This is a genomic window from Sphingopyxis sp. OAS728 (assembly GCF_014873485.1).
In the GTDB taxonomy this organism is placed as follows: domain Bacteria; phylum Pseudomonadota; class Alphaproteobacteria; order Sphingomonadales; family Sphingomonadaceae; genus Sphingopyxis.
The window spans coordinates 3,342,501-3,354,654 of the sequence record NZ_JADBDT010000001.1 but is presented as its reverse complement, the minus strand read 5'-3'; the positions used below and the strand labels follow the sequence as shown (position 1 = coordinate 3,354,654).

The window sequence follows — 12,154 nt, the reverse complement described above, 5'->3', positions numbered from 1 at the left end:
CACTTTATCATGCCAAGCGCCTGTGCGACATATCGACGCGCAGATCCCGTGATGCGTCAAGACAGCCCGCGAAACGTTGAAAAGGGAGACCGATGCCGCAACAGCCCGCCGTGCGCCTCTGGCTCAGCTTCGGCTGGATCGCCATCGTTACCCTGTGGGCATGGTGGGAATTCAGTCACTACAGCGGCCTCTATCGCTGGCTCGCCGAATGGCAGACTGCGCGGTGGGGTAGCTATGAGATGGCGTGGACCGCGATCGTCCCCGCAATCATCCTGATGGCGCCGGCGCTGTCGATGCTTCGCCGCCGCGAGCAGGCGACGCAGGAGGCCCTCGCGAGCGGCGCAGCGAACCCGGCCGACGTCATGCGCGGCGTGCGCAAGGTGATGCTGATCCTCGGCGGGATTTCGGCAGTCGTCGCGGGCGGCGCCTATCTCACTTCGCAGCAACTGCCCGATCCGTCCGATCCGCCGGCGCAAATCGACCTCGCCGCGCTCGGCGAGGCGGCGCCGCCGACGGGTTCGGCGATATTCGCGGGCGCCGTCCCCGACACCGACCGTGCGCTTCAGATGGACGAGGCCTTCCGTTCGCGATCGGCCGATATCGACCATCAGACCATCTATGTGCCGGTGGTCGCGAAGGACGCGGCGAAAGATGCCCCGGTGCGCTTCTTCATCGATCGCGCCAGCTATGCCTTCACCGACAGCGGCGAGGCACCGCGCAAAAACATCTTCCTTGCCGATCATATGCAGGGCGTACTGGTGGAGGACGGCCTGCCCGCCGACGTGGTCGCGGCCTTCGCCAAGCAGGGCGTCCCCGTGGCTTCGCCGCATTATCTGCTCACCACCAATTCGGTCGGCGGGCGGCAGAACCATTATATCGTCGCGGCGCTCGGCGGTTTTATCGCCTTCATCCTGTTCCTGCTGTCGGCGGTGCAGAGCGTGTCGATCGCGCGCGCCGAGCGGCGGCGCGTCGACGTCTAAGCGGGGGCGCTTTCGAACGCCTCCAGCGCTTCGCTCGCCGCCATCCAGCGCGCCTCGGCGGCTTCCTGCGCGGCGACGATCTTGCCGCGGCGCTGCGACAGCTCGCTCATCGTCAGGCCCTTATATTCGTTCGCGGCGCCCTGCGGGTCGAACATCGCACGGTCGATCGCCGAGAGGATGACTTCATATTTTGCGAGGTCGGCTTCGGCGTCGCTGACTTCCTTTTTGACCTTCGCCGCCGCCTCGCGCGCCGCCGCGGCCGCCTTGCGGTCTTCCTTCTTGTCGGCCTTCGACACCTTCTCCTTCGACGGGCCCTTGCCGAGGATCAGGTCGACATAATCGTCCATGCTGCCCGAATATTCGCGCGCGGTGCCGTCGTCGACGAGCACGAGCCGGTCGGCGGTGAGTTCGAGCATATGGCGGTCGTGGCTGACGAGCACGACCGCGCCGTCGAAGGCGTTGAGCGCCTGCACCAGTGCTTCGCGCGCATCGACGTCGAGGTGGTTGGTCGGTTCGTCGAGGATGAGCAGGTGCGGCGCGTCGCGTGTGATCAGCGCGAGCGCCAGCCGCGCGCGTTCGCCGCCCGACAGCTTCGCGACCTGCGTGGTCGCCTTGTTGCCCGAGAAGCCGAAGCGGCCGAGCTGCGCGCGGATCGCGCCCTGCGTCTTGCCCTCCATCACGCGCGTCATATGCGCGAGCGGGGTGTCGCTGCCGTCGAGCTCCTCGACCTGATATTGCGTGAAATAGCCAACGCGCATCTTGCCCGACGCGGCCATCGCACCCGCCATCGGGCTGAGCTGCGCCGCGAGCAGGCGCGCGAGCGTGGTCTTGCCGTTGCCGTTGCGCCCCAGCAGCGCGATCCGGTCGTCGGGATCGATACGCAGGTTGAGCCGCTGGAGCACCGGCCGATCGGCATAACCCACGCTCGCAAGATCGAGAGTGATCAGCGGCGGCTTGAGCTCGTCGGGACTCGGGAAATCGAACGCCAGCGTCTGATCCTCGGCGAGCGCCGCGATCGGCTGCATCTTGGCGAGCAGCTTCGCGCGCGACTGCGCCTGTTTCGCGGTCGACGCGCGCGCGCTGTTGCGCGCGATATAATCCTGCAGCTTCGCGCGCTGCGCGTCCTGCGACGCCTTTGCCGCCGCGAGCTGCGCCGCGCGTTCGGCGCGCTGGCGCTCGAAGGCGTCATAGCCGCCCGCGTAGAGCGTCACCTTGCCGCCTTCGAGGTGGAGGATATTGTCGACGACATTGTTGAGCAGGTCGCGCTCATGGCTGATCACGACCAGCTGCCCCGGATAGGCGCGCAGGAAATTTTCGAGCCACAAGGTCGCTTCGAGGTCGAGGTGGTTCGAGGGTTCGTCGAGCAGCAGCAGATCGGGTTCAGAGAAGAGCAGCGCCGCGAGCGCGACGCGCATCTTCCACCCGCCCGAGAAGCTGTCGAGCGGCTGGCCCTGCATATCCTCGTCGAAGCCGAGCCCGATCAGGATGCGCGCCGCACGCGCGGGCGCGGTATAGGCGTCGATCGCGATCAGCCGTTCGTGGATGTCCCCGAGCTTGTCGGGATCCTGTTCGGTCTCCGACGCGGCAAGCAATTCGGCGCGTTCGATATCGGCCGCAAGCACGGTGTCGAACGGCGTCGCGGTGCCGCTCGGCGCTTCCTGCGCGATATAGCCGACGCGCGTCTTGCGCGGCATGTCGATGCTGCCCTCGTCGGCTTCGAGCTGGCCGATCATCACTTTCATCAGCGTCGATTTGCCCGCACCGTTGCGCCCGATCAGCCCGACACGGCTTTTCGCCGGCAGGCTTGCAGTGGCGCGTTCGAGGATGGCGCGCCCGCCAAGGCGTACAGTGATTCCATTGATTGTCAGCATGGGCGCGCGCCTAGCATGTTCGGCGCGCCAGCCCAAGTCCCGGACTGGCTTTCCGGGGGCGCGTGCGGCAAAAGGGAAAGATGACCGGTCTTGCCCCCTTTCACATCGCCTTTCCCGTCGACGATCTGGACGCCGCGCGCCATTTCTATGGCCATATGCTTGGCTGCGCAGAGGGGCGCAGCTCTGCCGACTGGATCGACTTCAATCTATATGGGCACCAAATCGTCGCGCACCGCGTCGATACGCCGCGTAGCCAAGCTGCGCATAATCCGGTCGACGGGCATGACGTGCCGGTACCGCATTTCGGCGTCGTGCTGCCGCCCGCCGAATGGAAGGCGCTCGCCGACCGGCTGAAGGCCGCAGGCACGCCGTTCGTGATCGAGCCGCACACACGCTTTCCGGGTCAGCCGGGCGAGCAGTCGACGATGTTCTTCTACGACCCCGCGGGCAATGCGCTCGAATTCAAGGCGTTCGCTGACCTGGGTCAGCTTTTCGCCAAATAGGGCTAGTGCCCGCCGCCCATTGCAATCTGTTTCGGGCGCGGTGCAAACCACACCGAAATAGCGGCAATCACGAAGACGACCCCCGACGCGAGGAACAGGTGTAGCACCCCAAGCGTCGAGGCCTGCACCTCGACGAGCCGCTCGATCGCGGCGCGCGCCTGTTCGAGCGTGAGCCCCGCATTCTGTAGCGACGTCATCGTCGCCTCGGGATTGTTGAGCGACGACACGAGTTCGGAGCGTGAGGTGCGGCTGGCATCGTCCCACGCGGTCGTCGCGACAGCGGTGCCGATCGCGCCGCAGAGCGTGCGCAGGAAGCTCATCAAGCCCGCCGCCGACGTCTGGTGCTGCGCGGGCACCGAGCTCAGCGCGAGCGCGGTGAGCCCGACGAAGAAGAAGGGCATACCGATCCCCTGCAATATGTGCGGCAGCGCGAGCGTCCAGTAACCGACGTCGGCGTTCCAGCTCGCGCGCAGGATCGACATGAACGCCATCCACAGGATGCCGGCCGAGATGGTGATGCGCACGTCGATCTTGGTGATCAGGCCCGCGGCCACGGGCGATAGGAGGACGGCGAATACGCCGAGCCAGGCGACGATGAAGCCCGTCTCGGTCGCCGTATAGCCCGCGACCTGCTGCAGCCACAGCGGCGTCAGTACGACCTGCGCAAAGAAGGCGCCGAACCCCAGCGATATCGCCATCGTCGCGAAGCTGAAGCCGCGGAAACGGAAGATGCGCAGGTTCACGACAGGGTTCGCGTCGGTGAGTTCCCATATCACGAAGGCAGCAAAGCTGATCGCGGCGACCACCGCGAGCCCGACGATCCATGTCGACCCGAACCAGTCATGCTCGCGTCCGGTGTCGAGCATGATCTGGAACGCACCGACCGACACGACGAGCAGGATCAGGCCGATCACGTCGATGCGCGCCTTGGCACGCTTGGTTTCGAACGGCGTCAGCAGCGTGAACACGCCGAACGCACAGATTGCGACAACGGGTAAGTTGATGAAGAAGATCCACGGCCAGGTCCAATTGTCGCTGATCGTTCCGCCAAGGATCGGGCCGAGGATCGGCGCCGTGGTCGTCGTCATCGCCCAGATGGCAAGGCCGATCCCGGCCTTTTCCTTGGGGAAGATGCGCAGCAGCAAGATTTGCGACAGCGGCATCAACGGGCCGCCAGCGAGCCCCTGCAGCACGCGGAAGAGCACCAGCGCATCGAGCGTGCGCGAGATGCCGCAGAGGAAAGAGAAGATGCCGAAGCCGATGATCGAGATCATGAACCAGCGCACGGTCCCGAACCGCATCGCGAGCCAGCCGGTGAGCGGCACGCTGATCGCGTCGGCGACCGCATAGCTGGTGATCACCCAAGTCCCCTGCGTCGGCGACACCGCGAGCCCGCCCGCGATATGCGGCACCGACACATTGGCGATCGTCGTGTCGAGCACCACGACGAAATTGGCGAGCGCGAGCGCAAAGGCCGCAACGATCAGCCGCGCGCCGGTGAGCGGCTGCGGTTCGGCGGGGATGGCGGATGCGGGGAGAGCGGCGCTGGCCATGGCTCAATTCCCGCGCGTGTCGATCGTCGCTTCCATCGACAGGCCGACGCGCAGCGGATGCTCTTTCAGCTGCTTCGGATCGAGCGCGATGCGCACCGGCAGGCGCTGCACGACCTTCACCCAATTGCCCGTCGCATTCTGCGCGGGGATCAGCGAGAAGGCCGCGCCGGTGCCGCCGGCGATGCCGATCACCTTGCCGGTGTAAACGACGTCGCCGCCATAATAGTCCGAGGTCAGCTCGACCGGCTGGCCGATGCGGATATCGCCGAACTGGCTTTCCTTGAAATTGGCGTCGACATAGGCGGTGCTGATCGGGACGATCACCATGATCGGCGCGCCCGCGGCGATCCGCTGGCCGACCTGAACCTGCCGGTTGGTGACGATGCCGTCGACGGGTGCGCGCAGCACCGTGCGCGCGAGATCGAGCTTCGCCTTTTCGAGCCGCGCTTCGGCGGCGGCGACGTCGGGCGCGGTATTGATCGTCGTGCCGCGGACGACGGCTTCGGCGGCGCCAAGGTCGCCGCTCGCCGATCCGCGCGTGGCTTCGGCGGAAGCAATGCCGGCGGCGGCCAGATCGCGCGCGGCCGACGCCGATGCGAGCGCGGCGCGCGCGGCGGTGAGTTCTTCGCCCGATACGGCGCCGGTGCCCGCAATGCTTTCGCGCCGCGCGAGTTCGGCACGGGCGCGCTCGACGGTGGCATTGGCGTCGCGCAGACGTGCCCGGGCCTGTGCGATGTCGGCACCGCGTGCGGTGACGCGCGCGCGGGCGGCGTCGGCGTTGGCGTCGGCCTGCCCATAACGCTGGCGCGCGAGCCGCAGCGCCGCTTCGGCATCGGCGACCGCGATGCGCTGGTCGGCGTCGTCGAGGATGACGAGGATGTCGCCCTTCTTCACCGCCTGCGTGCCGCTGACGCGCACTTCCTTGACCGGGCCCGCGATGAGCGCGGTGACCTGCGCCGAGTCCGCACCGACATAGGCGTTGTCGGTGTGCACGCGCCCCGCCTGTGTCAGGAAATACCAGAGGCCCCACAGGATCGCGACGGTCACGACGACGATCGCGAGGATGCGGAGCAACTTGGCGCGCTTGGCGCCATTGCCTTCGGGCGCGGTTTCGGGGGTTGCGGCTGCAGCCGTTTCGTCGGCCATCATTTGTCTCCTGTTGAGTTTTGCGCGTGATATCCGCCGCCAAGCGCGCGGATCAGGGCGATATCGAGGACAAGCTGCCGCGCTTCGAGGTCAGCAACGGCGCGGCTCAATGCGACCATGCTGTCTTCGGCGGTGAGCTGGACGATCTGGTTCGAGAGGCCGGCGCGGTAGCGCAGGTCCGCGAGTTTCGACGCTTCGGCCGCGGCAGTCAGCGCCTCGCGCCGCCCGACAAGCTGGCGCTCGGTCGCGGCGCGCTGTGCGACGATGTCGGCGACATCGCGCAGCGCTCCGACCAGCGTGCGATCATAGGTTGCGACCGCGACATCATAGTCGGCGCGCGATCCGCGATAGCGGCCCTGAAGGCGTCCGCCTTCGAAGATCGGCAGGCTGATCGCGGCGCCGCCGTTGCCATATTCGGAGCCCGATTTGAACAGGTTGGAGAGGCCGAGCGACTGAAGCCCGACGAGCGCCGACAGGCTGATATTGGGGTAGAAATCGGCACGCGCCACGTCGATGCGCTTCGCAGCGGCTTCGGATCGCAGCCGCGCCGCGACGATATCGGGACGGCGCCCGATCAGGTCGATCCCGGCATCACCCGGCAGGCCCAGCGCCGGACGCGCCATTTGCGGGCGCGTGATCGACAGCCCGCGATCCGGACCGGCGCCGACGAGCGCGGCAATCCGGTTACGCGTCGTCGCGATCGCCTCTTCGAGCGCGACGACATCGGCCTTGGCCGAGGCGGCGCGGCTTTCGGCCTGCCGCTGGCTCGCCTGATTTTCGATCCCCGCGCGGGCGCGCTCGCCCGACAGGTCGGCGCTCGCGCCGCGCACGCGCACCGCGTCATTGGCGACGTCGAGCGCGTGATAATAGCCCGCAAGATCGGCGTAGGCCGACGCGATCCCGGTGGTGAGCATCAAACGCGCCTGCGCTTCGTCGACGCGCGCGGCTTCGGCTTCGGACGTCGCGGCGGCGAGCGCGGCGCGGTTCTTGCCCCACAGGTCGAGATCGAAACTGAAGGTCGCGGCGATATGGCCGGTATCCTGAATGCCGTCGGGAACGAACTGCGGCGGGATGCCCAGATTCTTGCTCTGCTGGGTTCCGCCGACGCTGGCTTCGGCGCCGACACGCGGCAGCAGCGCGGCGCCCGCCTGCTGCGCCATCGCATCGGCGGCGCGGACGCGCGCGGCCGCGATCGCAACATCCGGCGAACCCTCCAGCCCCTCGGCGATCAGCGTATCGAGCTGCGCATCGCCGAAGCCTTGCCACCAGCCCTCGGCGGGCCATTGGCCTGTGGCGCCGGCGAAACTCACGCGCGATTCCAGCGACTCGGCCGCAGCCGGAACGGGCTTCGGTCCGACGTCGGGCACGGTGGCGCAGCCTGCGAGCAGGCCGAAAACAGCGGTTGTGGCAAAAATCAAACGGGGCATGGCTTCCCACGATACTAGATGGTATCATGGCCCAATGAGCCTCGGAGGATGCGTTGTCAATCGAAATGATACCAGATAGTACGGCACCCTTGGACGACGCCACGGCGATGCGGCGAAAGGCGTTTGTCGACGCCGCGCGCGAACTCTTCTTCGCCAATGGCTATGCGGGGACGACCATGTCGTCGATCGCGAGCAAGGTCGGCGGATCGAAGACGACGCTGTGGACCTATTTCCCGTCGAAGGAGGATCTGTTCGCCGCGGTCGTGGACGGCATCGTCGAGCAGTATGGCGATGCGCTGACGATTGAACTCCCGCTCGACGAGCCGGTGCCCGAAGTTCTGCAGCGGTTCGGCAAGGTGTTGATGACCAAGCTGACCGCAAAGCCCTTACTGTCGCTCTATCGTCTCGTCGTCGGCGAAGCCGATCGCTTCCCGCATCTCGCCGAAACATTCTATGACCGCGGCCCGCGCCGCGGGAAGGCACGCATGGCCGAATGGATGACGGAAAAAATGGTGCGCGGCGAGATAAGGATGGGCGATCCGATGCGCGCGATGCAGCAATTCTCCGGCCTGCTCCAGTCAGGCCTCTATCAGTTCGCCGTCCTCAATCTTCCCGAAAGCCGCGACCTTAGCCGTTTGCAGGACGAAATCGACGCCGCGGTCGACACCTTTTGCCGCGCGTGGGGCCCCGAAGCCTAGGCGCCAGACCCGAACTTGCTCCGCCCGCCGTCCTGTGCAATAGGCGCCGCCCCCAGCGGGGATCCCCAGCCGCAGGAGTATGTCATGGACAAGGCGAGCGCGCTCGGCCTCGATTTCGGCACGACGAATAGCGTCGTGGCGTTGGCCAATGGCCAAGGCGGTACGGAACTGGTCGCGTTCGGCGACGCGGGCGACGCCGTGTTCCGTTCGGCGCTCTGCTTCTGGGAAGAGGAACGCGGCTGGAATGGCATCGCGCATGAGGCGGGCCCGTGGGCAATCGACGAATATCTCCAGTCGCCGCTCGACAGCCGTTTCATCCAGTCATTCAAGAGCGTCGCCGCAAGCCCGCTGTTCGAGCGCGCGATGATCTTCAACAAGCCGTTTCGCTTCGAAGATATGGGCCGGCTGTTCCTGCAACGCCTCGTCGCGCATGCCGGCGGCGCACTCGACGAGCGGCCGCGCCGCATCATTGTCGGCCGCCCGGTCGAATATGCCGGCGCGCGCCCCGATCCCGAACTCGCACGCCAGCGTTACGACGCCATGCTCGCGGCGTTCGGCACCGAAATCTATTATGTCCATGAACCGCTTGGCGCGGCGCACAGCTATGCCTCGCGCCTGACCGAGCCCGCGACGATCCTCGTCGCCGATTTCGGCGGCGGGACGACCGACTTTTCGATCGTCCGCGTCGCCGAACCCGGGGCACCGCGCCGCTGCGTGCCGCTCGCCTCGTCGGGGATCGGGATCGCGGGCGATCGCTTCGATTATCGCATCGTCGACCGGCTGGTGCTGCCGCTGCTCGGCAAGGGTAGCCATTATCGGTCGTTCGACAAATTGCTCGAGATCCCCGGCGGCTATTTCGCCGATTTCGGCGACTGGTCGCGGCTTGCGATGATGCGCAATCGCCGCACGCTCGACGAGATTCGGCGTCTGCAACGCGATGCCGAGCGTCCTGATCTGATCGAACGCATGATCGCGCTGATCGAGCATGAGCAGGGTTTTCCCCTCTATGATGCGGTCGGCAAGCTCAAGCGCGCGCTGTCGAGCAGCGAGCATGCGCAATTTTATTTCGCCGGCGGCGGGATCGAAATCGGTGCCGACGTACGGCGCGCCGATTTCGAGCAATGGATTGCAGGCGACCTCAGCCGGATCGAGACGGCTATGGGCCAGGCGCTGGCGCGGGCGAAGGTTCTCCCTGCGCAGATCGATCGCGTCTTCCTGACCGGCGGATCGTCGCTGATCCCAGCGATCCGCGCGATGTTCGAGCGCCGATTTGGCAGCGAACGCATCGCGACGGGCGGCGAATTGACCTCGATTGCGCACGGGCTCGCGCTGATCGGCGAAGAATCCGACCCGGCCGAATGGGCCGCCTGAGACGACAGGCCCCAGACGCCGGACACGAAAAAGCCCGCGATCCCAGAGGGACAGCGGGCTTTTTAGTTGGTTGCGGGAGTAGGATTTGAACCTACGACCTTCAGGTTATGAGCCTGACGAGCTACCGGGCTGCTCCATCCCGCGCCACCAAAATGCGAATCGTCACGCCAAGCGCGGTTCGCAAAACAGCAAAAGGCCGGCATTGCTGCCGGCCTCTAACTTTGTGAATGGGTTTTTCCGCGATTTCGTCCTCACGCCGACCACAATGCCTGGCGACGTCCTACTCTTCCGTTGCTTAAGCAGCAGTACCATCGGCGCTGTCAGGTTTCACGGCCGAGTTCGAGATGGGATCGGGTGGGTCACTGACGCCATGGTCACCAAGCAATGAAGTCGGCGTGGGTCAAAATCGGGTTTCAATCGATGTCCGTGCAATATTTTACTGACTTACAATCATCCACTTGTCGCAGACAACCCGTCAGGATTGTCGTTGATGGTGGGACTCTTAAGTGCGAATAGAGCAATTAGTATCGGTTAGCTCCACGCGTTACCGCGCTTCTACATCCGATCTATCAACGTGGTGGTCTTCCACGGCTCTATGAAATCTTATCTTGAGGGAGGCTTCCCGCTTAGATGCTTTCAGCGGTTATCCCGTCCATACATAGCTACCCTGCTGCGCGGCTGGCGCCACGACAGGTACACCAGAGGTATGTTCAACCCGGTCCTCTCGTACTAGGGTCAACTCCTCTCAAATTTCGACGCCCACGGCAGATAGGGACCAAACTGTCTCACGACGTTCTGAACCCAGCTCACGTACCACTTTAATTGGCGAACAGCCAAACCCTTGGGACCTGCTCCAGCCCCAGGATGTGATGAGCCGACATCGAGGTGCCAAACGATTCCGTCGATATGAGCTCTTGGGAATCATCAGCCTGTTATCCCCGGCGTACCTTTTATCCGTTGAGCGATGGCCCTTCCACTCGGGACCACCGGATCACTATGACCGACTTTCGTCTCTGCTCGACTCGTCAGTCTCGCAGTCAGGCAGGCTTATGCCATTGCACTCTTGCAGACGGTTTCCAACCGTCCTGAGCCTACCATCGCGCGCCTCCGTTACTCTTTAGGAGGCGACCGCCCCAGTCAAACTACCCGCCACAGAGGGTCCCTGATCCAGTTTCATGGATCGAGGTTAGACATCAGAAAACAACAGGGTGGTATTTCACCTATGGCTCCACACCGGCTGGCGCCAGTGCTTCAAAGCCTCCCACCTATGCTACACAGTTCTTTCCTAATGCCACTCTGAAGCTGCAGTAAAGGTGCACGGGGTCTTTCCGTCTAACCGCGGGTACTCCGCATCTTCACGGAGAATTCAATTTCGCTGAGCATCTCCTGGAGACAGTGGGGAAGTCGTTACGCCATTCGTGCAGGTCGGAACTTACCCGACAAGGAATTTCGCTACCTTAGGACCGTTATAGTTACGGCCGCCGTTTACCTGGGCTTCATTTCGCAGCTTGCACCACTCCACTTAACCTTCAGGCACCGGGCAGGCGTCAGGCCCTATACGTCGTCTTGAAGCCGACTTAGCAGAGCCCTGTGTTTTTGCTAAACAGTCGCTACCCCCTGGCCTGTGCCCCCTCAAACCGGTTGCCCGGAATGAGGGCCTCCTTCTTCCGAAGGTACGGAGGCAATTTGCCGAGTTCCTTCAGGAGACTTCTCTCAAGCGCCTTGGTATACTCTACCATCCCACCTGTGTCGGTTTAGGGTACGGTCTATAATGGAGGGGCTATTTCCTGGAACCTCTTCAAAGCCTGACCAATCCAATAAGGTCAGACAATTTACGAGATCCGTCACACACCTCCAGGCCCACGAATATTAACGTGGTTCCCATCGACTACCCCCTTCGGGCTCGTCTTAGGGGCCGGCTTACCCTGCTCAGATTAGCTTTAAGCAGGAACCCTTGGGATTTCGGCGACAGGGCATCTCACCCTGTTTATCGCTACTCATGTCAGCATTCGCACTTCCGATACCTCCACGACCCATTACCAGATCGCTTCATCAGCCTACGGAACGCTCCGCTACCGCGTGTAGTAAACTACACACCCTAAGCTTCGGTGCATCACTTTAGCCCCGTTACATTTTCGCCGCAGGAACCCTTATTTAGACCAGTGAGCTGTTACGCTTTCTTTAAAGGATGGCTGCTTCTAAGCCAACCTCCTGGTTGTTTTGGGATTCCCACATGCTTTACCACTTAGTGATGACTTGGGGACCTTAGCTGTAGGTCAGGGCTGTTTCCCTTTTGACGACGGACCTTAGCACCCGCCGTCTGTCTGCCGGATAGTACTCATGGGTATTCGGAGTTTGGTTAGAATTGGTAGATCTCGCGACCCCCGCATCCATCCAGTGCTCTACCCCCCATGGTATTCATCCGACGCTCTACCTCAATAGATTTCGCGGAGAACCAGCTATTTCCCGGTTTGATTGGCCTTTCACCCCTAAACACAACTCATCCGACAATTTTTCAACATTGAACGGTTCGGTCCTCCAGTGCGTGTTACCGCACCTTCAACCTGGTCATGCCTAGATCACCGGGTTTCGGGTCTAATGCAAC

At 63.8% G+C, this 12,154-nt stretch carries 8 protein-coding genes, 1 tRNA gene and 2 rRNA genes (1 of these 11 running past the window's edge); 4 read left to right on the top strand and 7 right to left on the bottom strand.

Translation table 11 applies throughout. The features are described 5' to 3' along the window. The first annotated feature begins 92 nt into the window (after positions 1-92). Entirely contained in the window at positions 93-980 is an 888-nt protein-coding gene (locus tag GGC65_RS15860) for a hypothetical protein (protein ID WP_192648039.1), read from the top strand. Here GGC65_RS15860 and GGC65_RS15855 read toward each other — a convergent pair. Then, entirely contained in the window at positions 977-2,851 is a 1,875-nt protein-coding gene (locus GGC65_RS15855; protein ID WP_192648038.1) for an ABC-F family ATP-binding cassette domain-containing protein, read from the bottom strand. The two genes, GGC65_RS15860 and GGC65_RS15855, sit on opposite strands and share 4 nt — an antisense overlap. An 80-nt stretch (positions 2,852-2,931) precedes the next feature. On the opposite strand from GGC65_RS15855, the gene GGC65_RS15850 reads away from it, so the two are divergent. After that, entirely contained in the window at positions 2,932-3,354 is a 423-nt protein-coding gene (locus GGC65_RS15850; protein WP_192648037.1) for a VOC family protein, read from the top strand. A gap of 2 nt (positions 3,355-3,356) precedes the next feature. On the opposite strand, the gene GGC65_RS15845 is transcribed toward GGC65_RS15850, so the two are convergent. Genes GGC65_RS15845 through GGC65_RS15835 form a run of 3 tightly spaced genes read right to left on the bottom strand, consistent with a single transcriptional unit; the run spans position 3,357 to position 7,480 of the window. After that, positions 3,357-4,907, bottom strand: a complete 1,551-nt coding sequence (locus tag GGC65_RS15845) for a DHA2 family efflux MFS transporter permease subunit (protein WP_192648036.1) — start codon at positions 4,905-4,907, stop codon at positions 3,357-3,359. Between the two features lie 3 nt (positions 4,908-4,910). Further along, entirely contained in the window at positions 4,911-6,053 is a 1,143-nt protein-coding gene (locus GGC65_RS15840; protein WP_192648035.1) for an HlyD family efflux transporter periplasmic adaptor subunit, read from the bottom strand. After that, positions 6,053-7,480, bottom strand: coding sequence for an efflux transporter outer membrane subunit (locus GGC65_RS15835; protein WP_192648034.1), 1,428 nt, complete (start codon positions 7,478-7,480; stop codon positions 6,053-6,055). Before GGC65_RS15835 ends, GGC65_RS15840 begins: the two co-directional genes overlap by 1 nt. 89 nt (positions 7,481-7,569) lie before the next feature. Between GGC65_RS15835 and GGC65_RS15830 the strand changes: the two genes are divergently transcribed. After that, a complete protein-coding gene (locus tag GGC65_RS15830; RefSeq protein ID WP_225940849.1) occupies positions 7,570-8,178 on the top strand; it encodes a TetR/AcrR family transcriptional regulator in 609 nt (202 codons plus the stop codon). 84 nt (positions 8,179-8,262) lie between these two features. After that, positions 8,263-9,549: an Hsp70 family protein gene (locus tag GGC65_RS15825; protein WP_192648032.1), complete on the top strand. Its 1,287-nt coding sequence runs from the start codon at positions 8,263-8,265 to the stop codon at positions 9,547-9,549. A gap of 67 nt (positions 9,550-9,616) precedes the next feature. On the opposite strand, the gene GGC65_RS15820 is transcribed toward GGC65_RS15825, so the two are convergent. The 3 genes from GGC65_RS15820 to GGC65_RS15810 all read right to left on the bottom strand — a co-directional run. Further along, a tRNA-Met gene (locus tag GGC65_RS15820) sits at positions 9,617-9,693 on the bottom strand. 123 nt (positions 9,694-9,816) lie between these two features. Next, a 5S ribosomal RNA gene (rrf, locus tag GGC65_RS15815) occupies positions 9,817-9,931 on the bottom strand. 120 nt (positions 9,932-10,051) lie between these two features. Continuing rightward, positions 10,052-12,154, bottom strand: a 23S ribosomal RNA gene (locus GGC65_RS15810) (it continues 690 nt past the right edge of the window).

Coding starts and splice junctions, on each gene's coding strand:
- GGC65_RS15840 (WP_192648035.1), bottom strand. CDS start 6,053: ATGGCCGACGAAACGGCTGCAGCCGCAACCCCCGAAACCGCGCCCGAA.
- GGC65_RS15850 (WP_192648037.1), top strand. CDS start 2,932: ATGACCGGTCTTGCCCCCTTTCACATCGCCTTTCCCGTCGACGATCTG.
- GGC65_RS15835 (WP_192648034.1), bottom strand. CDS start 7,480: ATGCCCCGTTTGATTTTTGCCACAACCGCTGTTTTCGGCCTGCTCGCA.
- GGC65_RS15855 (WP_192648038.1), bottom strand. CDS start 2,851: ATGCTGACAATCAATGGAATCACTGTACGCCTTGGCGGGCGCGCCATC.
- GGC65_RS15860 (WP_192648039.1), top strand. CDS start 93: ATGCCGCAACAGCCCGCCGTGCGCCTCTGGCTCAGCTTCGGCTGGATC.
- GGC65_RS15845 (WP_192648036.1), bottom strand. CDS start 4,907: ATGGCCAGCGCCGCTCTCCCCGCATCCGCCATCCCCGCCGAACCGCAG.
- GGC65_RS15825 (WP_192648032.1), top strand. CDS start 8,263: ATGGACAAGGCGAGCGCGCTCGGCCTCGATTTCGGCACGACGAATAGC.